This window comes from Wenjunlia vitaminophila DSM 41686 (assembly GCF_000380165.1).
Classification (GTDB): Bacteria; Actinomycetota; Actinomycetes; order Streptomycetales; family Streptomycetaceae; genus Wenjunlia; species Wenjunlia vitaminophila.
Window position 1 is genome coordinate 224,999 of the sequence record NZ_KB904634.1, and the last position, 26,690, is coordinate 251,688.

Consider the following 26,690-nt stretch of genomic DNA (forward strand, 5'->3'; position numbering starts at 1 on the left):
CGGCGGCCACGTCCGCCGACGTGGCCGCCGGGTGTCGGTCAGACCGGCACGACGAAGATGGGGTTGGCGTAGAACCACAGGTCCAGCCACGGGTCGGCGTCAGCGACGACGTCCTGGGCGGGGCCCGCGGGGTCCACGTCGGCCCCCATCAGGCCGGGCGCGGTGCGGTTCCCGTCGCTGCCGCGCACCCGCAGGTACAACGGCTCCTCCACCGGACCGAGCGAGTAGACCAGCCGGAACGCCCCGGTCTGGGTGCTGGCGTCGTAGGACTTCACCACCCGGGTCCTGGGGGTGGTGAAGGTGTCCTTGTCCCTGACCGGTCCGGTCACCGCGCCCTGGATCACGTCCACCTTGGCCAGTTTGGGTACGAACCCGGCCCAGTTGGGCCGGTTGGCCGGGGTGATGTCCATCACCAGGTCCACACTGGTGCCGCGGGCGACGGTGAGGGTGCCGCCGAGGCCGGCCAGCCGGCCGCCGCCCCGGGCCCGGATGTTCAGGTCCTTCAGCAGCGCGCCGTGGTCCACCCAGACGCGGCCCGCCCGGATTCCCGCCATGACCGCGAGGTACCCGAAGCTGTCCGCTCCCACGTGGGTGCGGGTGTACTGGCCGGGCCAGAAGTCCACGCCATCCAGGTCGAGCGTGCCGCTGTACACCGGGTCGTTGAGCTTCCCGTTGGTCGCGAAGTCGCTGCCCGGGCCGACCTTCGTGGTGTCCGCGTACACCGTGTGGGAGTCGGAGTTGGCGGTGATCCACCAGGGCTTGCCCTCGGCGAGCAGGCTGTCCCACAGGCCGCCGACCGTGGCGGTCATCCAGTCGAACCCCCCGTGGGTCCGGTAGCACTCCGCGGGGTAGTCGGGGAAGGAGTCCACGGTGGGCTCCATCCCGTACAGGCCGCGGGCCTGTCCCGGACCGAGCGGCTTGGGGATGCCGGCCGCCTGGTGCCCGGGGGCGGCCTCCATGCCGACGGCGATGTGCGGTGCGGTGTCCCTCCAGGCACGCAGTTCGTGCGGGGAGTCGATGCCGCGGCGCGCCGGGTGGTTGGCGACGAACAGCGCGTCCTGGATGCGCTTGGCGCGCACGGCGTCAGCGAGCCAGTTGACGCCGGCGATGGCCAGCGCCTCGTTGGTGGGGGTGGAGCTGGTGGCCCGGTTGACGAGGCCGTCGTAGGCGAGTTCGAAGTCCTTGAGGACCGACACCTCCTGGGAGCTGGGGGGAATGATCACGGTGCCGTGCTCGGCCGCCGGGATGTTCCACTCCAGGCCGTGGAAGACGAGCGCCCTCGGGTACTCCTGCCGGGCCGTCCTGATCTCCGGGTTGATCTTGTCCACGCCGATCTTGACGTGGGCGTCGTAGCCGTGGTCGGTGATCACCATCCAGTCCAGGCCGTGCAGGTGGCCCTGGCGCACCTGGTCGATCACCCGGTACTTGCCGTCCGGGGAGTACTGGGTGTGTATGTGGTGGTCACCGGTGAGCCACTGGTAGCCGCCGCTGTTGGTCTCCGTGGTGGCGGCGCCCCCGCTGTCCTCGGCCGCCGCGGTCCCCTGGCCCTGCAGCACGCTGCCGGCGGCCACCGCGGCCCCCAGCAGGCCGGCGGAGCGCAGCATCCCCCGCCGGGACACCTTCTTGGGGTCCAGCTCGGAGTCGGGGATCGAGGTGTCCAGCAGCTCCGGCAGGTCCGTGGACCCATGGTGCTCGTGGTGGCTGTGGTCGTGGTGGTGTCCGTGAGGGTGATGGTGGTGACCCATGGATCGTGTTCTCCTGAGTTGCGAAATGACATGTCCGCACAGGACGGACGGCTCGAGAGGGCCTCTCGGGCCGGGGTGGCGGGGCGCGGGGCGGGATCGGTCCCGGGGGTGCACCTCTCGGCCCCGCGCGGCGGCCGTGGCGCGGTGACCCGCGCACCGTGCCGCGCGATGGGGCAGCGCGGGCAGGCGGGTACCGCTCGTGGTGGGTGAACCGGGCCTGGCGGCTGGCGGCTCGTCAGTCACCCCAGTACGGGTCCCCACACCGGGACCCGTTGGGCAACGGGGGTCGGCGGCAGGTCAGAACCGGAAGCGCAGGGTGCGACGGAACAGGTCCAGCACCTCGTCGCCCCAGGCCAGCACGGACAGCGAGGAGTCCAGGTTCGCCGGCGGCCGGTTGATCAACGTGTCCCGCCTGATCAACCGGCGGAAGTCCACGGTGACCGGCGCGGTGCGCGGCGTGCGGCCGTCAGGGCGGCGGAACTCCACGCCCGCCCCCTGCATGACGTTGATCAGTTCCTGGGCGATCAGGCCGTAGCCGACGGTGGTGGGGTGCACCCCGTCCAGGGAGAACAGCCCGCCGCGGCAGCGACGGCCGCCGTCCACGGACAGGAACCGGGAGTCGGGCGGCGGGTCGAGGGCGGCCACTTCCGGCGGCAGGGGGTAGGGCTCCCACCAGTCGGGCCTGGCCAGCGGGTCCTCCAGGTAACGCCGGCAGGCGAGGCGGTCCAGGACCCCGGCGACATCCAGCAGCAACCAGTCCCGGCCCTCGCGGCGGGCCGCCCGCACCACGGCCGTGATGTCCTCGTTGTACTGGTCCACGGCCAGGTCGATGTCCCGCGCCTGGGCTCCCGTCAGGTGGGGGTCCTGGTCCGGGTCGAAGTCGTCGTCGCTGATCCAGGGGCGGGTGTAGTAGGGGAAGTACCGGGAACCCGGGCGGACCTTGGCCCGCACACCGCGCGCGATGGGGGCGATGGTGACGTGCGGGACCGTGCACCAGATGACGTGCCTGGCCCGGATGGCGAGCACCTGCGCGGCGAGCTCGGCCAGCTCGGCCCGGAAGTGGCTGGGCCGCCACACCGTGAAGTCGCGCTTGCGCTCGAGGTCGTCATAGCCGTCGTCGCTCCAGACCACCTTGAGCTGACTCACCGCGGACAGGGCGTTGTTGGCGCCGAGGAAGACGACCAGCGTCTCCACCCCGTGGTCGGGGTCGCCGCCCGGGCCACCGACCTCCTCGCCGAGTTGGGCTGCCGCCGCGGGGACGGTCAGGGAACGCTCCTCCGGGGTCATCGACGGCAGGACCCGCAGCGCGGCGCGGGCGTTGTTGTGCTCGATGACCTGCCTCAGCAGGTGGTCCTTGGGCCTGCGCAGTTCGTCCGCGCAGCTCTTGGCCGTGCGGTCGAGCACGTCCCGCAGGTCCCAGCCGTAGATCCCCAGGTTGTGGTTGATCCCCTGGGTGAGGGGCCGGACGGTGCCGGGGCCGCGCTCCCAGTAGTCCTCCACCCTGTCCATCAGGTCCCGGGCGTGGAAGACCGCCCCTGGCGCCTCCCACCAGTCCAGTTCGGCGCCGTACCGCCGTTCGAGGTCGCGCAGCAGCACCTCGATGTTGAGCGGGAGTCCGCCGAGTCCGGGGTAGTTCGGCCGCCGGAAGTGTTCGCTCCAGCCCAGCTCGTGGGCGATGATCGCCGGGTAGGAGAGGTCGGTGGCGAAGACGGCGCCGCTCTGGAAGCCGTGGGTGAGGGAGTCGCCGATGGTGACCAGGCGGTGCCTCGGTGCGCCCTGCCAGGTGGGCCGCAGCGGAACGCCCACGGTGGGATCGGTCACCGGCGCCCTGGGCCCTGATCCCGCGAGCCGCCGGACCTCGTCCGGAGTGTCCGGAGCGTGCTCCGGGCCCCCTGTCGAACCAGCCATGCGCCCTCCCCCGGGGTTCCCGTGGACGCGTCCACGAGATGGTGATTCCCGCCGGGCAGGGGTCTGTCACGTCCTGGGCAACATGAACATGACTTCGACCACTGACACGGCTCCCCGCGAGCCACTGACACCATGGCACATCCACGGGCGCGTCGGCCGGCGCGGCGACCGAAGGACGCTCGAATCCCGCTCGAGAGACCGGGCCGTCGCCTTGTTGACATGAGCACAGGGGCCCGGCCCGGCGTCGGCAGGCCCCGGGCTCAGCCGGCGAAGGCGTGCCCCGGGAGCCCCTGGCCCGCGTCGGGGATGACGAGAACCGACCCGGCCAGGGGCTGCTCGGCGCGGGCCGTCCGGTCGAGCCCCAGGGAGGCCGAGGTGACGAACAGGTCGTGGAGCCCGGGGCCACCGAAGGCGCAGGCGGTGGGGAACTGCACCGGGAGGTCGAGAACCCGGTCGAGGGTGCCGTCCGGGGCGTAGCGGTGCACGGCGTACCCGTCCCAGAGCGCCACCCAGACGCAGCCGTCGGCGTCCACGGTCAGGCCGTCGGGCGAACCGGCGGTGTCGTCGGGCAGCACCACCAGCGGACGGCGGTTCCGCACGTCACCGCTGTCCGGGTCCACGTCGAAGACGTCGATCCGGCGGGTGGGGGTGTCCACGTAGTACATCAGCCGCCCGTCGGGGCTCCAGCCCAGCCCGTTGCTGCACGTCACCTCGTCGAGTACCGTCACCGCGGCGCCGGACGGGGCGACCCGGACCAGGGCGCCGCCGCCCGGGGCGTTGTCGTAGCGCATGCTGCCGGCCCACAGCGTGCCCAGGGCGTCCACCGCGGCGTCGTTGCCGCGGCGCCCCGGCACCGGGTCGTAGTGCAGCCAGGCGAAGCCTCCCGCGGCGTCGTAGGTGCCGACGCCGTCCCGCAGGTTCACCACCAGACCGCCGCCGGCCCGGGGTTTGGCCGCCCCCACGTGCTGTTCGGTCCGCAGGACGGTGTCCTCGCCGGTGCTCGGGTCGGTGGTGTGGACCTCGCAGCCCAGGATGTCCACCCAGACCAGCCGGTTGCCCACCGGGTCCCAGGTCGGGCCCTCTGCCAACTCGGCGGCCGGGACGGGCAGGCGGTCGGGGGTTTCGCTGTTCATCGGGCCTCCGGGGACCTGGTCGCGCTGGCGGTTCCGCCGGGTCGACCCGTCGTTCGGTACGACGCACAACGTATCCGGGGCTCCCGGCCGGGGCAACGCCCACCGGGCGCTGGTCCGGGCGGGCGGCCCCGGGCCGTCGCCGCCGTTCAGGGGCGGTCGGTGAGGTAGCCGCCCATGGTGCGGAAGTACGCGAGGGCGTCGAGGTCCCTGCCGTCCTCGGTGCGCACCCGGCGCAGCACCAGTCCGGGGTTCCGCCCGCGGTGGGCGTCCGCCCCGGTCACGATGACCACCCCGTCGTCCTCCGGGATGAAGATCCGGCCGGGGGTACCGCCGTACGCCTGGCGGGAGACCCGGGCTGACAGCACCCGCAGCCGCTGCCCCCGGTGGTGGGTGAACGCGTTGGGATAGGGGTCGGACTGGGCCCTGACCAGGCGTTCGATGGCGGCGGCCGGCCAGGTCCAGTCGATCAGGCTGTCCCTCAGGGCCCGCTTGTGGAAGAAGCTGGCCCTGCCGCGGTCCTGGGGGGTCCAGTCGGTGCGCCCGGAGGCGATCAGTGCCAGCGACTCGGTGACGATCGGACCGATCAGGTCGCAGGTGCGGTGGAACAGGTCGGTGGCGGTGTCCTCGGGCCCCACCGGAACGGCGCGTTGCAGCACGATGTCACCGGCGTCGAGTTCGTCGTTCATCAGGTGCGCGGTGACCCCGACCTCGGGCTCGCCGTTGATCAGTGCCCAGATCAGGGGGGAGAAGCCCGCGTAGGCGGGCAGCAGCGAGTCGTGCACGTTGAGGGTGCCGTGCCGGGGCAGGGTGTGGATGGCGGGCGGCAGCCAGGTGCGCCAGTTGTTGGCGACGATGAGGTCCAGGTCCGCCGCCCTGAGCGCCGCCATCAGTTCCTCGTCGTCGGGGCGGTTCCGCAGTAGCACCGGGACTCCGTGGTCGCGGGCGAGGTCGGCGACCGAGTCGTCCCAGATCTTCTCGTAGGCGTGGTCGCTCCTGGGATGGGTGACCACGAGGACCACCTGGTGCCCGGACCCGAGCAGGGCCGTCAGAGTGCGGTGTCCCCAGGTCTGGTAGCCGAACAGGGCGACGCGCATGAGGGGAACTCCTCGTTCCGGGAGGGGATTGACGATCCGCGTCAAGTTAAGCAAGCCTTACCTAACTAAGCAATGCCCGGACGGCGTCGGCACGTTGGGACGGCCGCCGGGTTCCGGTGTCCGCCGAGCGATGGGACAGTCATGTCAGCTCCTTCCGGCGGCGAGGTCGACGTCCACGACCTCGTCGGTGTCGGTTTCGGCCCCTCCAACCTCGCGTTGGCCGTCGCGGTCAGCGAGCACAACGCCCGGGTGGGGACGAGCGGGGCCGTCCGGGCGCGGTTCGTGGAGCGGCAGCGGGAGTTCGGCTGGCACCGGGGCATGCTGATCGACGACGCCACCATGCAGGTCTCGTTCCTCAAGGACCTGGTCACCCTGCGGAACCCGGCCAGCGACTTCAGCTTCCTGAGCTACCTGCACCAACGGGACCGGTTGGTGGACTTCATCAACCACAAGACGCTGTTCCCCCTTCGGGTGGAGTTCCACGACTACCTGCGGTGGGCCGCGGACCGGGTCTCCCCGGTGGTGGACTACGGCCACGAGGTGGTCGCGGTGGAACCCGCGGCGGAGGGGACCTGCGTCGACGTGGTGGTCCGCGCGGCCGGATCGGCGGCGCCCGTCCGCCACCGGACGCGCAACCTGGTGATCGGCACCGGACTCGTCCCGCGGCTGCCGGACGGCGTGGTCCGCACCGACCGCGTCTGGCACACCAGTGAGCTGCTGCCCCGGATCGCCGAGCGCGCCGGCACCGCGCCCTCCCGGTTCGTGGTGGTGGGCGCCGGACAGAGCGCGGCGGAGGCGGTGGCGCACCTGCACCGGGAGTTCCCCCGGGCGGAGGTGTGCGCGGTGTTCTCCCGGTACGGCTACAGCCCCGCGGACGACTCGGCGTTCGCCAACCGGATCTTCGACCCGGAGGCGGTGGGGCTGTTCCACGCCGCTCCCGAGGAGGTGAAGGAGATGTTGCTGCGCTACCACGGCAACACCAACTACTCGGTGGTGGACACCGACCTCATCGACGACCTGTACCGCCGGGTCTACCGGGAGAAGGTGCTGGGGACCGCACGGCTGCGGCTGTTCAACGTCGCCCGGCTCGCCGAGGTGGTGGACACCGGGTCGCGGGTGCGGGTCACGGTGGAGTCCAGCGCCACCGGGGCCACGACGGTGCTCGACGCGGACGCGCTGGTCTGCTCGACCGGCTACCGTCCGATGGACCCGGGCCGGCTGCTCGGCCCGGCGGCGCGGCACTGCCACCGGGACGACGCCGGGCGGCTCGTGGTGGAACGGGACTACCGGGTGCGCACCGGGCCCGGACTGCGCTGCGGGATCTACCTCCAGGGCGGCACCGAGCACTCCCACGGCATCACCTCGTCGCTGCTGTCCAACACCGCGGTGCGGGTGGGCGAGATCCTGCGTTCCCTGCTGGACCGCCGACCGGCCCGCCGGCCCTACGCGATGGCCGGCGAGTAGACGAGCCGTCCTGGAGCGCAGCCGGTCCGGGGCGCCAAGCCGCCGGCCTCAGCCCGGCTCGGCCCCGTGGTGCCGGCCCATCGGCACCACCAGGGGGGTGCCGCTGACCGGGTCGGCGGTGACCTGGCAACGCAGTCCGAAGACCGTCCGCACCAGCTCCGCGTCGATCACGTCGGCCGGGGGCCCCTGGGCCACGATGCCGCCGGAACGCATGGCGATCACGTGATCGGCGTAGCGGCACGCCTGGTTGAGGTCGTGCAGGACCATCACCACGGTGCGGCCCTGTTGACGGTTGAGATCGACGATCAGGTCGAGCACGTCGATCTGGTGAGCCAGGTCCAGGAACGTGGTGGGCTCGTCGAGGAGGAGCACCTCGGTGCCCTGGGCGACCGCCATGGCGATCCAGGCGCGTTGCCGCTGGCCCCCGGAGAGCTCGTCCACCGGCCGTTCGGCGTGCTCCTCCATGGAGGTGGCGCGCAGTGCGCCGAGCACCGCCTCCTCGTCCGCGGCCGACCACTGCCGCCAGAGCGTCTGGTGCGGGGCGCGGCCCCGGCTCACCAGGTCGATGACGGTCAGTCCCGCGGGGGCCACCGGTGACTGCGGGAGGATGCCGAGCTGGCGGGCCAGCCTGCGGGTGGGGATGGACGCCAGGGCCCGCCCGTCCAGGGTGACCGTGCCCGACCTCGGGGTGAGCAGCCGGGCCAGGGCCCGCAGCAGCGTGGACTTCCCGCAGGCGTTGGCGCCGACGATGACGCTGATCCGGCCCGGGGGCACCGCCAGGTCCAGGTCGTTCACCACGACCCGCCCGTCGTAGGCGAGCGTGAGGCCGGTGGCGCGCAGTTCCGCCCGGCCTCCCGCGCCACCCCGGTCGGGAGCACCGGCCCCGGGGCGACGCGGGTCGCCGGACGGGCGGGGGGAACCGCTGGACGCTGTCCCGGTGGTCACGATCAGCCTCCTGAACCGGCACGGTTGGCACGGACGAGCAGCCAGAGCAGCAGGGGCGCGCCCAGCACCCCGGTGACCACGCCGACCGGCAGTTCGGTGCCCGGCAGCTCGCGGGCGACCAGGTCGCCGCAGAGCACCACCAGGGAGCCGGTGAGCGCGGAGGCCAGCAGCGGCGGGGCCGCGGTCCCGCACAGGCGCTGGGCGATCTGTGGCGAGGCCAGCGCCACGAAGGTGACCGGGCCCGCGGCGGCGGTACCGAAGGCGACCAAGGCGACGCCGGTCAGCAGCAGGGCGAGCCGGGCGGTCTGCACCGGGGTGCCGAGGCCCGTGGCCACCTCGTCCCCGAGTTGGAGGGTGCGCACCCAGTGGTGCAGCAGCAGCGCGACGGGGAACAGCAGGGCCACGGCGAGGGCGAGCGGGCGCACCTGGGTCCAGGTGCGCCCGTTGAGGTTGCCGACCAGCCATCCCAGTGCCTTGTGCGCCTCGTGGATCTCGGCCTCGGTGAGCAGGTACTCCGTGGCGCTGGTGCACATCCAGGACATCCCGATGCCGACCAGGACGATGCGGTAGCCGGTGGTGCCGCGGTTCCAGGCGAGCAGGTAGATGAGGGCGGCGACCAGCAACCCGCCGACGAGCCCCAGGGTCTGGGTGCCGAGACCAGGACCGACCCCCAGCACCATCCCGGCGACCACCGCGGCGCCGGCACCCTGGGTGATACCGATCATGTCGGGGCTGGCCAGGGGGTTGCGGGTCAGGTTCTGGAACAACGAGCCGGACAGTCCGAACGCGGCACCGGCGAGCAGCCCGACCAGCGCCCTGGGCAGGCGCAGCTCCCGGACGACCAGCAGGGTGGTCCGGTCGCCGGAACCCCACAGCGCGGGGATCACGTCGAGGACGGGCACGGACAGCCCGCCCCTGGCGACGCCGAGGCAGAAGACGGCGCCCACGGCGACCGCGAGGCCGGCGTTGGCCAGGAGCAGCCTGGGTCGCAGCACCACGGAGACCCGCGGGCGGGTCAGCCGGACCACGGTGCGGCCGGCGACCTCGCGGGTGGGGATCGGCTGCTGGGTCACGGTCACAGCTCCGCGAGTCGACGGCGGCGGACGAGCGCGATGAAGAACGGCCCACCGAGGAAGGCCATGACGATGCCGACGGCCATCTCCCCCGGCTGGGCGACGAGGCGGCCCAGGACGTCCGCGGCGAGCAGCAGGCCGGGGGCGATCACCATGGACAGCGGCAGCAGCCAGCGGTGGTCGGGGCCGACGCCGGCACGAGCCGTCAGCGCCCTGGCGAGGTGCGGGACGACCAGGCCGACGAAGACCAGTGGCCCGACCACGGCGACCGCCCCGCCGGTGAGCAGCGTCACCGCCACGGCGCCCTGGACCCTGACCCAGCCCGTCCTGCGCCCCAGGGCGACCGCGACCTCGTCACCGAGCGCCAGGCTGTTCAGCGCCGGGGCCAGCGCCAGCGCCCCCAGGAGCCCGCACACCAGGAAGGGGGCCAGCCGCAGCACCACGGAGGTCTCCTGCCCGGCCAAGGACCCTGCCGCCCAGAACCGGTGACGGTTCAGCGCCTCGGTGTCGGTGAGGGTCACCGCGCTGGTCAGCGAGTTGAGCATGGCGGTGACGGCCATCCCGGCGAGGGCCAGTTTGACCGGGGTCATGCCGGTCCGGCCCACCCCGCCGAGCAGGTACACCAGGGCGCCGGCGGCCAGCGCCCCGGCGAACGCGAACCAGACGTAGCCGTAGAGGGAGCTGACGCCGAGCACCCCGACGGCGAGCACCACCGCGAACGAGGCGCCGCCGGTGACCCCGAGGATGCCGGGGTCGGCCAGGGGGTTGCGGGTCAACGCCTGCATCAACGTCCCGGAGACGCCGAGCGCGGCGCCGGCGCTGAGCCCGAGCAGGGTGCGCGGGACCCGCACCGACCGGACGACGGCCTCGACCTCCGGGTCGTGGGGGTCCACCAGCGCCTGCCACACGTCGCCGGGCGGGATGTGCCGGGCGCCCACGGCGAGGGAGAGCGCGCAGAGCAGGAGCAGCACGCCCGTGGCGCCCAGCAGCAGCGCCCAGAGTCGGCGCGTGGCCGGCCCCGGGGGGCCGGCGCGTTCGCGCCCGGAGGGTGGTTCCGTCACGTGCGACACGTCGTCACCGCCGCTGGCTCCCAGGTCAGATGGGGTGTCGTCGGAGGGTTCACGGTGGCGGGGGCGCTCGGTCACGGCCCTTCCACCCCGAAGTGACCCTCTTTCAAATTAGGTAAACCTTACCTTAGTATGCGCCGTGACCCGTTGTGGAACCCGACGACGAGGAACCCATGCCACCCATGTCACCGCCCACCGGGCGGTTCGCGCGGACCGCCCGGAAGCTACCGTCAGCCGCCGCCGCCCTGACCCTGGCCCTGACCACGGCCGCCTGCGGAGGTGACGGCTCCCCGGCCCCCGAGGGCGCGGACCGTTCCGCGGACTCCGCCCCGGCCTCCCCCGGGGCGGCGGACTTCCCGGTCACGATCGAGCACGTCCACGGCGTCACGCAGATCAGGGAAGAACCCAGACGGGTGGTCACCGTGGGACTGGCCGACCAGGACGCCGCGCTGGCCCTCGGGGTCAGGCCGGTGGGCGTCGTGGACTGGCTCGGGGAACGCCCCTACGGCACGTGGCCCTGGACCAAGGAGCTGTGGGGCGACACCAGGCCGGTGATCGTGGGTGAACGCGAGGACTTCGACTACGAAGAGATCATCGAACTCCGACCCGATCTGATCCTGGGGCTCTACACGGGCATTGACGAGGAGAAGTACCGGACGCTGTCGAAGATCGCGCCCACCGTCGCGTGGAACGGCGACCACCCGCCCTACGGAACGCCCTGGCAGGACATGACGCGGACGGCGGGCCGGGCCCTGGGCAAGGAAGCCGAGGCCGACCGGCTCATCGAGGACGTCGACCGGAAGTTCGCCGCGGTGCGCACCCGGCACCCGGAGTTCGCCCGGCAGACGGCGCTGGTGGCCGACACCTACCAGCCGGGTGAGTACTCCGGGTTCGCCCCGCACGATCCCAAGTCGGTGTTCGTGAAGGAACTCGGCTTCGAGCTGTCCGAGCCCATCGCGGACCTGGCCGGGGAGGAGAACGCCGCGACGGTCGGTTCCGAGCGGCTCGACCTGTTCGACGTGGACCGGCTGATCTGGCTGAACTGGGACGCCACGAGCCAGAAGCGGATCGAGGCGGACGACGTGTACCGACAGCTCCGGGTGGCCAAAGAGGGCCGTGACGTCTTCCTCAGCTACTTCGACCCGCCCGTCGGCGCGGCCATCACCTACAACACCGTGCTGAGCATCCCCTACGCCATCGATCAGACGGTGCCGCTGCTCGCCGACTAGCGGGCACCACCGTTACCCCCTCCCGTTGCCGGTGCCGGTGCCGGTGCCGGACGGCGCCGACGGGCCGCTCCCGGTCCGTTCGCGCGGGTGCCGTGCCGACGGCACCCCGATCCTCGGCCCCCACACTGCCGGAAAGGCGTGGTCACCCATGTCCGAGAACGTGACGGCGCACCGCTGCGCGCGGGACCTGGAGCACTGGCGGCGGCGACTCACCCCGCCGCCCCAGGAGTTGGCGCTGCCCACCGACCTCCCGCACCCGCGGGTCCCGGGGCGTCACCGCCGCCACCGCACCCTGCGACTTCCCGCCGGACTGTCCGCGTCGCTGTCCGCGTTCGCCGACGGCCGCGGGGCGACCGTGCCCGAGGTGCTGCTGGCCGCGTTCTGTGCCCTTCTGCACCGGTACTCGGGCGCGGCGGACATCACGGTGGCCGGTCCGGTGGACGACGCGCCCGGGGCCCAGGTGCTGCCGCTGCGGCTGGACCTGGGTGGCCGGCCGTGCCTGGGGGAGGTGGTGCGCAGGGCCGTTGGCTGCCGCGACGAGGCCCGCCGGCACGCCGCCGTGACGCTGGACGCCCTGGTGGAGGAGCTGGAGCCGGAGCCCACCCGCGGCGGCGCCCGACTGTGCCACGTCGGCTTCGCGGCCCCGGACACCAACCCCCTGGACCTGGTGCTGACCGTGGTCGTCGGCCAGGGGGGTCACACCCGTCTGGGGTTGCGGTACCGCCAGGACCTGTTCCTGGACGCCACCGCCGACCGGGTGCTGGGCCACCTGCGGACCCTGCTCGCCGACGGGCTCGCCCGGCCCGAGGTGCCGGTTGCCGACCTGGAGGTGCTGCCGGAGGCCGAGCGGGAGCTGATCCTCACCGGCTGGAACGACACCGCGCACACCGTCCCGGCCACCACCCTGCCCGCCCTGTTCGAGTCGCGGGTGGCCGCGGCACCCCGGGACGTCGCCCTGGTCCTCGGGGAAGCCGAACTGAGCTACGCGGAGCTGAACGCGCGGTCCAACCGTCTGGCGCACGCGCTGATCGCCCGCGGTGTCGGCCCGGAGCGGGTGGTCGCCCTCGCCCTGCCCCGCTCCCCCGACCTGGTCGTCGCCGAACTGGCCGTGCTCAAGGCCGGCGGCGCCTACCTGCCGATCGACCCGGAACACCCCGCGGACAGGATCGCCTTCCAACTCGCCGACGCCGCCCCGCTGTGCCTGGTCACCACCACCGAACTGGGTCCGTCGGTCCCCCGCGCCGAGGGGGTCACCCGGCTGCTCCTCGACGCCCCCGACACCGTGGCGGAGTTGGCCGACCGCTCCACCGCCGACCCCGACGACACCGACCGCGGCGTGCCGCTGACCGTGCACAACGCCGCCTACGTGATCTACACCTCCGGCTCCACCGGCCGGCCCAAGGGGGTGGTCCTCTCCCACTCGGGCGTGGCCAAGCTGGTGGCCACCCAGACCGAGCGGCTCGGCGTCGGACCGCACTCCCGGGTGCTCCAGTTCGCCTCGCCCAGCTTCGACGTGGCGTTCTGGGACCTGTGCCTGGGGCTGCTCTCCGGTGGCCGGCTCGTCATGGTCCCGTCCGAGCTGCGCTTCCCCGGGGCGGAGCTCGCCGACTACGCACGGGCGCACGGTGCCACGTTCATGATCCTTCCGCCGGCCCTGCTCGCCGCCCTCCCGGACCACGCCGCGCTCCCCGCGCCCGCCACCCTGCTCGCCGGCACCGAGCGGGTCTCCCCCGAACTGGTGGCCAGGTTCGCGCCCGGCCGGCGCATGTTCAACGCCTACGGGCCGACCGAGGCCACCGTCAACTCCACCCTCGGCGCCTGCGACCCGCGGGAGCCCACCGGGTCCACGGTGCCGATCGGCGTCCCCGACCCCGGCACCCGCGCCCATGTGCTGGACGCCGCGCTGAGGCCGGTGCCGGCCGGCGTGGTGGGCGAGCTCTACCTCGCCGGGGACGGGTTGGCGCGCGGCTACCTGCGGCGGCCCGGGCTCACCGCTGAACGGTTCGTGGCGAACCCCTTCGGCGCCCCGGGCGAGCGGCTGTACCGCACCGGCGACCTGGTGCGGTGGCGCGCCGACGGGCGGCTCGAGTTCGTCGGACGGGCCGACGACCAGGTGAAGATCCGCGGTTTCCGGGTGGAGCCCGGCGAGGTCGAGCACGTCCTGTCCCAGCACCCCCTGGTGGACCAGGTCGCGGTGGTCGCCAGGGAGGTCCGTCCCGGCGAACGGTGCCTCGCCGCGTACGTCGTCCCCGCGACCACCGCCCGCACCGAAGGACACCACGTCGGGGGCGGGGCAGAACGGGGCGCGGGCACCGGGGCGGACCGCGCGGACGGACGGGACCGGGACGCCGAGCACCGACAGGTGGACCAGTGGCGACGGACCCACGACCTGCTCTACGCCGCCGCCGGGTCCGAGAGGCTCCGCGAGAACTTCGCCGGTTGGAACAGCACCTACGACGGCCGCCCCATCCCGTTGCCCGAGATGCGGGACTGGCGCGCGGCCACGGTGCGGCGGATCGCCGCGCTGCGGCCCCGCCGGGTGCTGGAGATCGGCGTCGGCAGCGGCCTGGTCCTCGGCCAGATCGCGCCGCGGTGCGACAGCTACTGGGGGCTCGACGCCTCCGCGCAGGCCATCGCCTCGTTGCGGCGGCAACTCGCGGCGGAGCCCACGCTCAACGACCGGGTGGAGCTCCGTGCCCAGCCGGCGCACGACACCTCGGGCCTGCCCACCGGCTTCTTCGACACCGTGGTGGTCAACTCCGTCGTCCAGTACTTCCCCGGCGTGGAGTACCTGGTGGACGTGGTGCGGGCGGCGGTGGACCTGCTGGTGCCCGGCGGCGCCCTCTTCGTCGGGGACGTGCGGAACCTGCGGTTGCTGCGCTGTCTGCGGGCCGGCGTGGAGGCCGCGCGGAGCTCCAGGGACGTCACGGGCGACGCCGTCGAGCGTGCGGTGCGGTGGGAGGGTGAGCTCCTGCTGGACCCCGACCTGTTCCCCGCCCTCGGCGCGGCGCTCCCCACGGTGGCCGGCGTGGACCTGCGGATCAAGCGGGCCACGGCACACAACGAGCTGAGCCGCTACCGCTACGACGTGGTCGTGCGCACCCACCCGGAGCCGGGAACGGCCCACCCGGACCCCGGCCCTGAGCCGGACACCGTGGTGTGGGCCTGGGACGGGGAGCTGGGCGACCCGGCGGGCCTGGCCGCCCGGCTGGCCGAGCGGCGGCCGGGCCGGCTGCGGGTGACCGGGATACCCAACGCCCGGCTCGCGCGGGACCTCTCGGCGCTGCGCGCCCTGGACGGCGGCGGGCAACCGGTACCGCCCGGGGTTGACCCCGAGGCGCTGCACGCGCTGGGGGCACGCCTGGGCTACCGGACGGCCACCACCTGGACGGGCACGGCGGACGACGGCCGCGTCGACGCGGTGTTCACCGCCCTGGGGGTGCCGCTCGCGCAGGTGTACCGGCCGGGCCGCACCGCGCCCGGAGCGTGGGACCGGCTGGCCAACCGGCCGGTGGCCTTCCGGGACACCGCCACCCTGGTGCGCACCCTGCGCGCCCACACCGCCGATCGGCTCCCCGCCCCGCTGGTGCCCGCCGCGTTCGTGCCGCTGCTGCGACTGCCGGTGACCCCCAGCGGCAAGCTGGACGCCCGGGCGCTGCCCGCCCCCGACCTCTCCGTCGCCCGTACCGGTCGGCCACCGGTCAACGCCCGCCAGGAGACGCTGTGCCGGCTGTACGCCGAGGTGCTCGGCGTGGACGGGGTCGGGGTGGACGACGACTTCTTCGCCCTCGGCGGGGACAGCATCGTCGCGATCCGCCTGCTGGCCGCGGCCCGTGCCGCCGGTGTCGCGCTGACCTCCCGCGACGTCTTCCAGCACCGGACGGTGGCGGCGCTCGCCGCGGTCGCGGGCGAGTGGCGGCCACGGGCGCCCCGGGACGCGGCGGCACCGGACGGGGACGCGGCCCTGGTCACCGTGGACCCCGAGGAGCTCGACCGGCTCGGGGCCGGACTGCCGGGGCCCGTGGAGGTGCTGCCGCTGGCGCCGCTCCAGGAGGGGTTGTTCTTCCACGCCCAGCTCGACGACGCGCCCGTCGACGTCTACCTGGTGCAGCAGGTGCTGGAGCTGAGCGGGCCGCTGGACTCCGGGGCCCTGCGCCTGGCCGCCCAACGGCTGCTGGACCGGCACCCCCCGCTGCGGGCCGGCTTCCACCAGGTCGCCGACGGACGGGTGGTGCAGGTGGTGCCGGGGAAGGTCACCCTGCCCTGGCGGGAGGTGGACCTCACCGGGGACCCGCGGGGGTTCGCCGGGGTCGCCGCCGAGGACCGGGCGACCCGGTTCGACCTGGCGGACCCCCCGCTGGTGCGGTGCGTCCTGGCGCGGACGGCGCCGGAGCGGCACCGTCTGCTGCTGACGTTCCACCACATCGTCGCCGACGGGTGGTCGGTGCCGGTGATGCTGCGGGAGCTGCTCGCCGGTTACGGGGGGACCAGCCCCTCCGCCCCGCCGCCCCCGTACCGGGACTACCTCGCGTTGCTGGCCCGCCGGGACCCGCGGCCGGCCAGCACGGCCTGGCGGCGGGCCCTGGCCGGGGTGGAGGGGCCGACCCGGCTCGCGCCGGCGCTGCCGCGGGCCACCCCCGCGTGCCCGGACCACCTGGAGGTGAAGCTGTCCCCCGGGGACACCGAGGGCCTGCGGTCACTGGCCGTGCGGCACGGGCTGACCCTGGGCACGGTGGTGCAGGGCGCCTGGGGACTGCTGCTCGGGCGGCTGACCGGCCGCCGCGACGTGGTGTTCGGCACCACCGTCTCCGGCCGGGACGCCCCGCTGGACCGGATCGAGTCCATGGTGGGGCTGTTCATCAACACCGTGCCGGTGCGGCTGCGCTGGCACCCCGGCCAGTCGCCGGTGGACGTCCTGACCCGGTTGCAGCGGGAGCAGGCCGCCCTGCTGGACCACCAGCACCTCGGTCTGGCCGAGATCCAGCGGGCCGCGGGGGTCGGCGGCGACCTCTTCGACACCCTCGTGGTGTTCGAGAACTATCCGGACGACGACCCGCTCCGCGACCCCACCGGGACCCTGCGCGTGCGCGACCTGGACTTCACCAGCCCGGGTCACTACCCGCTGTCGTTGCTGGTGCTACCCGGCCGCCGCCTGCGGCTGCGGCTCGGCCACGACGCCCACCGGATCGACCGGGCCGGCGCGCGGCGGATCGCCGACCAGTTCGTCCGCCTGCTGGAACAGGTGGTGGCCGCGCCGACCCGTCCGGTGGGCCGGGTGGACCTGCTGTCCGAGGAGGCCGGGGTCCGGCAGGCGGCCCAGCTCACCGGCGCCGTGGAACCCGTACCGACGACGTCCCTCGCCCAGACGTTCTCCGCCCAGGTGGCCCGCACCCCACGGGCCACCGCGGTGATCGCCGCTGACGGCACCGCGGTCGGCTACGCCGAGCTGGACCGTGAGGTGGACGCCCTCGCCCGGCGGTTGCGGGCCCACGGTGCCGGCGCGGAGACCGTGGTGGCGGTGGCGCTGCCCCGCTCGGTCGAGCTGGTGGCGGCGCTGCTCGCGGTGGTTCGGGCCGGTGCCGCCTACCTCCCCCTGGACGTGGACCACCCGGCGGAGCGCCTCTCCTTCCTGTTGACCGACTCGGGCGCCCGGATCGTGCTGACCACCCGGGAGGTGCTGCCCGGGCTGCCGGAGGTGCCCGGCGTGACCCCGTTGCTCGTCCAGGACGACGCCCCGGCGGCCGTGGGCGCCCCCGGGGCCCTCCCGGACGGGGCGGGCCCGCCCCCGATCGACCCGGAGCACCCCGCCTACCTGCTGTACACCTCGGGCTCCACCGGCCGTCCCAAGGGTGTCCTGGTGCCCCACCGGGCGATCTGCCACCAGATCGCCACCACCCAGGCCCGACACCGGCTCGGCCCGGGCGACCGCATGCTCCAGAAGGCGTCGGCCGGCTTCGACGCCTCCGTGTGGGAGATCTTCTGGGCCCTCGGCAGCGGCGCCGCCCTGGTGCTCACCCGCCCGCGGGACCACCACGACCCGGTGTACCTCGCCGAGCTGGTCCGCCGGCACCGGGTCACCACGCTGCTGTTCGTCCCGTCGCAGATCGAGGCGTTCCTGCGCACCGGGGAGGTCACCGGCGACCCGTCGTGGAACGCGAGCCTGCGGCACACCTTCAGCGGTGGCGAGGCGCTCGGCGGTCCGACCGCCCGGCGCTGGCAGGAGCTGACCGGGGCCCCGCTGCACAACCTGTACGGGCCCACCGAGGCGGCGGTGGCGACCACCCGTTTCCCGTACGACGGCTCCGCGGGGGCGACGGTGCCGATCGGCCGTCCGGTGGGGAACACCGGGTTGCGGGTGCTCGACACCTGTCTGCGCCCGGTGCCGCCCGGGGTGCCGGGCGAGCTGTACCTGGCCGGGCCCCAGCTCGCACGCGGCTACCACGGCCGCCCGGGGCTCACCGCGGAACGCTTCGTCGCCGACCCCTGCGGTCCTCCGGGCACCCGGATGTACCGCACCGGGGACCTGGTGTGCCTGCGCGACGACGGCGCGCTGGTGTTCCTCGGCCGCACCGACCACCAGGTGGAGGTCCACGGGGTCAGGGTGGAACCGGGAGAGATCGAGAGCTGGCTGACCGCCAGGGCCGGGGTCTCCCAGGCGGTGGTGTCGCTGCACCGGGACGGGCCCGGCGGGGGCGCGCGGTTGGTCGCCCACGTGGTGCCCGCGGCCGGGCACCGCCCGGACCCCGAGGAGCTGCGGGCGGCGGCGACCGCGGCGTTGCCCGGGCCGCTGGTGCCCGGCGCCTTCGTGGTGCTCGACGCGTTGCCGTTGAACGCGGCGGGGAAGCTGGACCGGGCGGCGCTTCCGGCGCCGACGGTCCCGGTGGCCCCGTCCCGGCCCCCCCGCGACGACGTGGAGCGGTTGCTGACCCGGATCTTCGCTGAGGTCCTCGAGCTCCCCGGGGTCGGGGTGGACGACGACTTCTTCGTGCTCGGCGGGGACAGCATCTCCTCGATCGCGGTGGCCGGTCGGGCCCGCCGGGCCGGGCTCGCGTTCGGTCCGCGGGAGGTGTTCGAACACCGCACCCCCGCGGGGCTGGCCGCGGCGCTCCGGCACCCGGGCCCCGGCCGGCGGTCGGCGGCGGCGGAGACGGCCGGGGAACCAACCGCGGAACCGACCGCCGGGGCGGCCCGGGGGACGGCCGGGGCGCACGGGGCCGCACGGTCCCGCCGGGGTCGGTTGGCCACGGGTCGGGAACCGCTGCTCGCCCTCACCCAGGACGAGATCGACCGGGTGGCGCGCGGGAGTCGGCGGCCCCTGGCGGACGTCTGGCCGCTCTCCCCGCTCCAGGAGGGCCTGTACTTCCACGCCACGTACGACCGTGGCGGCCTCGACGTCTACACCGCGCAGCACACGTTCGACCTGGACCACCGGGTGGACGCCGGCCGGATGCGGGCCGCCCTCGCCGCGCTGGTGGCCCGCAACGCGGCGCTGCGGGCCGGCTTCACCAACGAGGGGCTCGACCGTCCCGTGCAGTTCGTCACGGCCACCGCCGACGTCCCGTTGACCGAGGTGGACCTGACCGGACTGCCCGAGGAGGAGCGCGGCGCCGCGGCGCGGGACCTGCTGGACGCCGACCGCACCCGCAGGTTCGACCTGGCCGACCCGCCGCTGTGCCGGGCGCTGCTGGTCCGGCTCGGCCCCGGCCGGGACCGGCTGGCGTTCACCGTCCACCTGATGCTCTGGGACGGCTGGTCCGCCTGGCTCTTCATCGAGCAGTTGTTCACTCTCTACTCCCAGGGTGGCGACGACCGTGCGCTGCCCACCCCCGGCACCTACCGGGACTACCTGGCCTGGTTGACCGACCAGGACGGCGGTGCCGCCCGCCGGGTCTGGCGCGAGGCCCTGTCCGGGCTCGCCGAACCGACGCTGCTCGCCCCGGACCCCACCGGTCGGGACCCGGTGATCCCCGAGCGCCGGGAGCTGGAGCTGACCGAGGAGCTGAGCGAGCGGCTGCGCGGGGAGACCCGCCGGCACGGACTCACCCTCAACACGGTGCTCAACGCCGCCTGGGGACTGGTGCTCAGCGGGCTCACCGGTCGGGCCGACGTGGTGTTCGGCCAGACCGTGGCGGGCCGCCCGGCCGCGGTTCCCGCGGTAGAGGACACCATCGGCCTCTTCCTCAACACCGTGCCCACCCGGATCACGTTCCGCCCCGAGGAGGCCGTCCTTGACCTGCTGCGCCGGATACAGTCCGAGCGCGCCGCGCTGATCCCGTACGAGTACGCCGGCCTTGGGGAGCTCCAGCGTGAGGCCGGGCACCGACGCCTGTTCGACACGCTGTTCGTGCTGCGGAACGTCGGTGGGGGCGCCGCCCGGCTCGACGAGCTCCGCCGCCGGCACGGCGTCACCGGCTCCGAAGGGGTGGACGCCACCCACTACCCGGTCACCCTGGTGGTCTCGGCGGAACGGCGGCTGCGCGTCCTGCTCGACCACCGCCCGGACGTGCTCACCGAGCCCGCGGCGCGGGGGCTGCTGGCCCGGTTCGCCGCGGTGCTCGACCGACTGGTCGCGGACGTCACCGCCCCGGTGGGCAGGGTGGACCTGCTCGTCGAGGAGGAGCGGGGGGCCCTGACCGCCGAGTGGTCGGCCGCCGAGCACCCACTGCCCGGCACGACCGTGGCCGAACTGCTGTCCGCGCAGGCCCTGCGGACCCCGAACGAGGTGGCTCTGGTCTTCGGGTCCACCCGGCTCACCTACGCGGAACTCGACGCCCGGGTCAACCGGCTCGCCCGCTTCCTGCTGGCCAGGGGCGCCGGCCCGGAACGGGTGGTGGCGCTGGCGCTGCCCAGGTCCGCGTCGGTGGTGGTCGCGCTGTTCGCGGTGCTGCGCACCGGTGCCGCCTACCTGCCGCTCGAACTGGACCACCCCGAACGGCGACTGGCCCGGATGCTCGAGGACACCGAGCCGATGTGCGTGCTGACCACGGCGTCGGTGCGGCTGCCCGAGACAGCCGCCGAGGCGGTGCGGCTCGACGACCCCCGGGTGGTCTCCGAGGTGGCGGGACTGCCGGCGGAACCGCTGACGGACGACGAGAACCCGGCGTTCGCCGCCTCGGTTCCGGGCCGCCTCGACCACCCGGCGTACGTGATCTACACCTCCGGCTCCACCGGCCGGCCCAAGGGCGTGGTCGTCCCCCACCGCGGGCTGACCAACATGCACCTCAACCACCTGGACACGATCTTCGAACCGGCGGTGGCCGCGGCGGGCGGGCGACGGCTGCGGGTGGCGCACACCGTGTCGTTCGCCTTCGACATGTCCTGGGAGGAACTCCTCTGGCTGGTCCAGGGCCACGAGGTGCACGTCTGCGACGAGGAACTGCGGCGCGACGCCGAGGCGCTGGTCGCCTACTGCGACCGGCACCGGGTGGACGTCGTCAACGTGACCCCCACCTACGCCCACCACCTGATCGAACAGGGCCTGCTGGAACGGGGCCCGGGGCGGTGGCGCCCCACGCTGGTGCTGCTCGGCGGCGAGGCGGTGTCCGACGCGGTGTGGGCCCGACTGCGGGACACCGAGGGGACCTTCGGCTACAACCTGTACGGGCCGACCGAGTACACCATCAACACCCTGGGCGGCGGCACCACAGACAGCGCCACCCCGACCGTCGGCCGGCCCGTCCGGAACACCCGGGCGCACGTCCTGGACGGGGCGCTGCGCCCGGTCCCGCCCGGTACCCCCGGCGAGCTGTACGTCGCCGGGGTGGGGCTGGCCCGCGGCTACCACCGGCAGCCCGCGCTGACCGCCCAACGGTTCGTCGCCGACCCGTTCTCCACCGTCCCGGGGGCACGGATGTACCGCACCGGCGACCTGGTCAGGCGACGGCCGGACGGGAACCTGGACTTCCTGGGCCGCACCGACGACCAGGTGAAGATCCGTGGCTACCGGGTGGAACCCGGAGAGGTCGAGGCGGTCCTCGACGCCCACCCCCGGGTGGCGCACTGCGCGGTGGTCGCCGACGCCTCGGCGCCGGACGGGGTGCGCCGGCTCGTGGGGTACCTGGTGCCCGCGAACGGCGACCGGCGGACCGCCCCGCGGGGCGGTCCCGCGGCGGACGACACCGACGCGCTGCTGCGTGAGGTGCGCGCCCACGCCCGGCGGCACCTGCCCGACCACATGGTCCCGGCCGGGCTGCTGGCCGTGGACCGCCTGCCGCTGACCGTCAACGGCAAACTGGACGTACGGGCGCTCCCCACACCACAACCACCCGCCCGGACGGACGGCCGCAGGCCGCGCGACCAGCGGGAGGAAGTGCTGTGCGGGCTCTTCGCCGACGTCCTCGGGGTTCCCCGGGTCGGCATCGACGACGACTTCTTCGCACTCGGCGGCCACTCCCTGCTGGCCACCCGGCTGGTCGGCAGGGCCCGTGCCGCGCTGGCCGCCACGCTGACGATCCGTGACCTGTTCGAAGCGCCGACGGTGGCCCAACTGGTCGGGCGCTGCACGGGCACCGACACCCGTCCGGCGCTGCGGACCCGCCCCCAACCGGCCCGACCGCCGCTGTCCTTCGCCCAACGGCGGCTGTGGCTGCTCCACCAACTGGACGGCGGCTCCGCGGCCTACAACTTCCCGATCGTGGTGCGGCTGCGCGGCCCCCTGGACGTGACCGCGCTGCGGACGGCGGTGACCGACGTCGCGGCCCGGCACGAGCCGCTGCGCACCGTGTTCGCGGAGCACCGGGGCGAGCCGTACCAGCGGGTGCTGCCGGTGGACCGGGCCCGGGTGGTGACCGAGGTCGTGCCGCCGGGGCCGCGCGGGGTGGCCGGGGTGGTCCGGGACGCCGTGACCCGTCCGTTCGCCCTCGACCGGGAGCTGCCGCTGCGGGTGACCGTGGTCCCGGTCGCCGCGGACGAGCACGTCCTGGTGGTCCTGCTGCACCACATCACCACCGACGCGTGGTCCGACGGTCCGTTCCTGCGCGACCTGGCCACGGCGTACCGGGCCAGGTGCGCGGGCGGGGCACCCGACTGGCGCCCGTTGCCGGTCACCTACGCCGACTACGCGCTGTGGCAGCGGGAGCTCCTCGGTGACGTCGCGGACCCCAACGGCCTGGCGGCACGTCAGCTCGACTACTGGCGCGCGACGCTGGCCGACCTCCCCGAGGAGATCCCCCTGCCGGTCGACCGGCGGCGCGGCGCCGGGGCCGCGACCGGTGGGGCAGCGGTCCACGTCCGGCTCCCGGCCGCCGCGGGCGCCGGGCTGCGCGCGGTGGCCCGGCGGAGCGGGGCCAGCATGTTCATGGTGCTCCAGGCCGCGGTCGCGGCCCTGCTGCACCGGCTGGGCTGCGGCCCGGACATCCCGCTGGGTGCCGCGGTCACCGGGCGGTCCGACGCGGCCCTCGACGACCTGGTGGGGTTCTTCGTCAACACGCTGGTCCTGCGCACCGACCTGTCCGGGGACCCCGGGTTCACCGAGCTGGTGGCCCGGGTGCGCCGGGCGGACCTGGCCGCGTTCGCCCACCAGGACCTGCCGTTCGAAGCGGTGGTGGAGGAGCTGAACCCGTCCAGGGCCCTGGGTCGCAACCCGCTGTTCCAGGTGATGGTGGGGTACCGGGACCGCACCGACGTGACGTTCCGGCTCGGCGAGTTGACGGTGCGGGACGAGCCGTTCGACGTCGGTACCGCCGTGTTCGACCTGGTCTTCGCGTTCCACGAGTACGGGCCCGCCGACCCCGGTGCCCGGCCCCCCGGGGGACCGGCCGACCCGGGGGCGGACGCCGGTGTGGGGTGCCGGATCGAGTACCGGACCGACCTGTTCGACCGGGACACCGTGGAACTGCTCGGTGAGCGGCTGGTGGCCCTGGTCGAGGCCGTGGTCGCGGACCCGGACCGGCCGGTGGGCGCGGTGGACGTCCTGGTGCGGGACGAACGGCACCGGGTGCTCGCGGAGTTCAACGACACCCGGCGCCCGGTGCCCGAGGCGACCCTGGCCGAGCTGTTCGAGGCCCAGGCGGCACGGACGCCCGGGGCCGTCGCCGTGGTGGACGCCGACGGGGAGCTGGGGTACGCCGCGCTGGACCTGCGGGCCAACCAGCTCGCCCGGCTGCTGCTGCGCAGGGGCGTGGGGCCGCGCGACGTGGTGGGCGTCGCCCTGCCCCGCACCGCGGAGATGGTCGCCGCGGTCCTCGCCGTGCTCAAGGTGGGCGCGGCGTACCTGCCGCTGGACCTGGGCCACCCCCGGGAGCGGATCGGCTACCTCCTCGAGGACTCCGGGGCGTGCCTGGTGGTCACCGACCTGACGACGGTCTCCGTGGTCCCCCCGGTCGCCCCGCCGGTCGTGCTGGACGACCCGGCGACGGCGTCGGAGGTCGCAGCGCTGGCCACCGGCCCCCTGGCCCCTCACGAGAGGTTCTTCCCGCCGGGCCTGGACCACGCCGCCTACGTCATCTACACCTCGGGTTCCACCGGCCGGCCCAAGGGCGTCGTCGTCACCCACGAGGGCATCGGCTCGCTGGTCGCCACGGCCGTGGACCGGATGGGCGTGACGTCCCGGAGCCGGGTGTTGCAGTTCGCGTCGCTCGGTTTCGACGTGGCGGTCTTCGAACTGTCCATGGCGCTGTGCACCGGCGCCGGTCTGGTGCTGGTCCCGGAGCCGGCCCGCACGGACCACCGCGCGCTCACCGCCTTCGTGAACGAGCAGCGGATCACCCACCTGGTGCTGCCGCCGTCCCTGGTGTCCGCGCTGCCCGCCGACTGCGGGCTGCCGGAGGGCGCCACCGTGCTGGTGGGCACCGAGACGGTGCCGCCTGACCTGGTCGCCCGGTGGGCGGGCAGGCTGCGGCTGTTCGCCGCGTACGGGCTGACCGAGGCGACGGTCAACTCCACGCTGTGGACGGCAGAACCCGGGTGGCGGGGGGCCGTCCCGATCGGCCGCCCGGACCCCAACACCAGGGTGTACGTGCTGGACGAGCGGCTGCGCCCGGTGCCGCCCGGTGTCGCCGGGGAGCTGTACGTCTCGGGCCGCGGCCTGGCCCGCGGCTACCTGGGCCGGCCCGGACTCACCGCGGAACGGTTCGTGGCGGACCCGTTCGGGCCGCCGGGCGGCCGGATGTACCGCACCGGGGACCGCGCCCGCTGGCGGGCCGACGGGAACCTGGACTTCCTCGGGCGGGTGGACGACCAGGTGAAGGTCCGCGGCGTGCGGGTCGAGCCGGGCGAGGTGGAGGCCGTCCTCGCCGCCCACCCGGGGGTGGCGCAGGCGGTGGTGGTGGCCGACCGCGGCGGCGAGGTGACCCGTCTCGTCGGCTACGCGGTGCCGGCGGCCGGTGCCCGACCGGACCCCGGCGACCTGAGGGGATGGGTGGCCGGGCGGCTCCCGGGGCACATGGTCCCGGCCGTGGTGGTCGTACTGGACGGGCCGCTGCCGCTCACCAGGAACGGCAAGCTGGACCGGGCGGCCCTGCCGGCCCCCGAGTGGGCGGCGGGGACCGGGGACGCCCGCCCCGTCGGGTACCGCCAGCGCACCCTGGCCCGGCTCTTCGCCGAGGTGCTGCGGCTGCCCGAGGTGGGTGCGCACGACGACTTCTTCGCGCTGGGCGGCCACTCCATGGCGGCGATGCGGCTGCTCGCCCGGGTTCGTTCGGCCTTCGGGGTGGACCTGTCGGTCCGCGACGTCTTCGACACACCGACCGTGGCCGGCCTCGCCGACCTGTTGGCGGAGGCGGGCGCCGCTCGCCCCGAGCCGGTTCCGCTGCCCCGCCCTGAGGTGCTGCCGCTGGCCCCCGGCCAGCGGCGGCTGTGGGAGCGGTACCGGGCGGCAGGGGACCGGGCGCACTGGGACCTGGCGTTCGCCGTGCGCGCGCCGGGCGGGTTCGACGTGCGGGCGCTCAGCGCGGGAGTCGCTGACGTGGTGGCGCGTCACGAACCCCTGCGCACCAGGTTCCTCGAGGACGCCTCCGGGGTGCGGCAGGTGCCGGTGGAGCCGGGCCGGCCGGTTCTGGACGTCCTGCCGGCGACCGACGGCCCGCTCGGTGCCCGTCTCGCCGAACTGGCCGGCACGGCTCCGGACCTGACTCGGGAGCCGCCGTTCCGGGCCCGCCTGGTCACCGCGTCCGACGGCGACCAGGCGCTGCTGGTGACCGTGCACCACCTGGGCGTGGACGAGTGGTCAACGGTGCCGCTGCTGCGCGACCTGACCGTCGCCTACCGGGCCAGGGTCGCCGGTCGCGCCCCGGCCCTCGAGCCGCTGCCGGTCGGCTACCCGGACTACACCCAGTGGGCCCACCGGGCGCTGGGCGACCCGACCGACCCGGCCAGCCCGTACGCCCGCCAACTCGCCTACTGGACCCGGACGCTGGCCGGTCTGCCGGAGGGGCTGCCGCTGCCGGTGGACCGACCGCGTACCCCCACGCGGAGCCCGCACGGGGACGCCGTGGAGTTCGCCCTGCCGCCCGCGCTGCACGCCGGGATCGACCGGCTCGCCCACGCCACCGGCACCAGCATGTTCATGGTGGTCCAGGCGGCGTTGGCCACGCTGCTGACCCGGCTCGGGGCGGGGACCGACCTGCCGATCGCGACCTGGGTGGCGGCCCGTCCCTCGGACCGGCTGGACGACCTGGTGGGCTCGTTCTTCAACACGGTGGTGTTGCGCACGGACACCTCGGGGGACCCCGACCCGGCGACGCTGCTGGCCCGGACACGGGAGACCGACCTGACCGCCCTGGACCACCAGGACGTCCCGTTCCAGGACGTCGTCAACGCCCTGGACCTGCCCGCGCCCCGGGTGCTGCTGATCCACCACGAGCAGGCCGGACTCGCCGATCTGGGCGCCCTCACTCCCGTGCCGACCGGGGCGGCGCCCGCTGACCTGACGTTGAGCTTCTACGAGCCGGTGGGCGAGGGACCGGTGGACTGCGTGCTGCGTTACGCCACGGACCTGTTCGACCGGTCCACCGCGGAACGCCTGGCGCGGGACCTGGTCGGGGTCCTCGCCGACATCGTCACACCGTGACACCTCCAACACCTCCAACACCGTG

Annotated in this window: 10 protein-coding genes; 3 read left to right on the forward strand and 7 right to left on the reverse strand. The window is 74.5% G+C overall.

Features of this window, described 5'->3' with window-relative positions:
* Positions 1–38: 38 nt before the first annotated feature.
* The 4 genes from A3IG_RS0100920 to A3IG_RS0100935 all read right to left on the reverse strand — a co-directional run bounded on the left by A3IG_RS0100920 (position 39) and on the right by A3IG_RS0100935 (position 5,880).
* Positions 39–1,745: a hypothetical protein gene (locus tag A3IG_RS0100920; RefSeq protein WP_018381657.1), complete on the reverse strand. Its 1,707-nt coding sequence runs from the start codon at positions 1,743–1,745 to the stop codon at positions 39–41.
* A 297-nt stretch (positions 1,746–2,042) separates the two neighbouring features.
* Positions 2,043–3,653, reverse strand: a complete 1,611-nt coding sequence (locus tag A3IG_RS0100925; RefSeq protein WP_026219764.1) for a hypothetical protein — start codon at positions 3,651–3,653, stop codon at positions 2,043–2,045.
* A 260-nt stretch (positions 3,654–3,913) separates the two neighbouring features.
* The gene (locus A3IG_RS0100930) at positions 3,914–4,786 is read right to left on the reverse strand and encodes an SMP-30/gluconolactonase/LRE family protein (RefSeq protein WP_018381659.1); all 873 of its coding nucleotides are present in this window, start codon (positions 4,784–4,786) and stop codon (positions 3,914–3,916) included.
* Between the two features lie 146 nt (positions 4,787–4,932).
* Positions 4,933–5,880, reverse strand: a complete 948-nt coding sequence (locus A3IG_RS0100935) for a methionyl-tRNA formyltransferase (RefSeq protein ID WP_018381660.1) — start codon at positions 5,878–5,880, stop codon at positions 4,933–4,935.
* A 141-nt stretch (positions 5,881–6,021) separates the two neighbouring features.
* Here A3IG_RS0100935 and A3IG_RS0100940 point away from each other — a divergent pair, with 141 nt between their 5' ends.
* A complete protein-coding gene (locus A3IG_RS0100940) occupies positions 6,022–7,344 on the forward strand; it encodes a lysine N(6)-hydroxylase/L-ornithine N(5)-oxygenase family protein (RefSeq protein ID WP_018381661.1) in 1,323 nt (440 codons plus the stop codon).
* A gap of 48 nt (positions 7,345–7,392) precedes the next feature.
* On the opposite strand, the gene A3IG_RS0100945 is transcribed toward A3IG_RS0100940, so the two are convergent.
* The 3 genes from A3IG_RS0100945 to A3IG_RS0100955 are packed head-to-tail and all read right to left on the reverse strand — an operon-like array spanning position 7,393 to position 10,348.
* Positions 7,393–8,289, reverse strand: a complete 897-nt coding sequence (locus A3IG_RS0100945; protein WP_018381662.1) for an ABC transporter ATP-binding protein — start codon at positions 8,287–8,289, stop codon at positions 7,393–7,395.
* 2 nt (positions 8,290–8,291) lie between these two features.
* Positions 8,292–9,368, reverse strand: a complete 1,077-nt coding sequence (locus A3IG_RS0100950) for a FecCD family ABC transporter permease (protein ID WP_018381663.1) — start codon at positions 9,366–9,368, stop codon at positions 8,292–8,294.
* Entirely contained in the window at positions 9,365–10,348 is a 984-nt protein-coding gene (locus tag A3IG_RS0100955; RefSeq protein WP_104530623.1) for a FecCD family ABC transporter permease, read from the reverse strand. The genes A3IG_RS0100950 and A3IG_RS0100955 overlap by 4 nt, the downstream gene beginning before the upstream one ends.
* A gap of 263 nt (positions 10,349–10,611) precedes the next feature.
* Here A3IG_RS0100955 and A3IG_RS0100960 point away from each other — a divergent pair, with 263 nt between their 5' ends.
* Both A3IG_RS0100960 and A3IG_RS0100965 read left to right on the forward strand, forming a co-directional pair.
* Positions 10,612–11,658 (forward strand): iron-siderophore ABC transporter substrate-binding protein, encoded by a 1,047-nt coding sequence (locus tag A3IG_RS0100960; protein WP_040910650.1) that lies wholly within the window; start codon positions 10,612–10,614, stop codon positions 11,656–11,658.
* Positions 11,659–11,806: 148 nt separating this feature from the next.
* Positions 11,807–26,665, forward strand: a complete 14,859-nt coding sequence (locus A3IG_RS0100965) for a non-ribosomal peptide synthetase (RefSeq protein ID WP_104530624.1) — start codon at positions 11,807–11,809, stop codon at positions 26,663–26,665.
* Positions 26,666–26,690 lie beyond the last annotated feature (25 nt).

Excerpts from the sequence above, each read along its gene's own strand:
- A3IG_RS0100940 (WP_018381661.1), top strand. The coding sequence starts at position 6,022 with ATGTCAGCTCCTTCCGGCGGCGAGGTCGACGTCCACGACCTCGTCGGT.
- A3IG_RS0100920 (WP_018381657.1), bottom strand. The coding sequence starts at position 1,745 with ATGGGTCACCACCATCACCCTCACGGACACCACCACGACCACAGCCAC.
- A3IG_RS0100960 (WP_040910650.1), top strand. The coding sequence starts at position 10,612 with ATGTCACCGCCCACCGGGCGGTTCGCGCGGACCGCCCGGAAGCTACCG.
- A3IG_RS0100925 (WP_026219764.1), bottom strand. The coding sequence starts at position 3,653 with ATGGCTGGTTCGACAGGGGGCCCGGAGCACGCTCCGGACACTCCGGAC.
- A3IG_RS0100965 (WP_104530624.1), top strand. The coding sequence starts at position 11,807 with ATGTCCGAGAACGTGACGGCGCACCGCTGCGCGCGGGACCTGGAGCAC.
- A3IG_RS0100930 (WP_018381659.1), bottom strand. The coding sequence starts at position 4,786 with ATGAACAGCGAAACCCCCGACCGCCTGCCCGTCCCGGCCGCCGAGTTG.
- A3IG_RS0100935 (WP_018381660.1), bottom strand. The coding sequence starts at position 5,880 with ATGCGCGTCGCCCTGTTCGGCTACCAGACCTGGGGACACCGCACTCTG.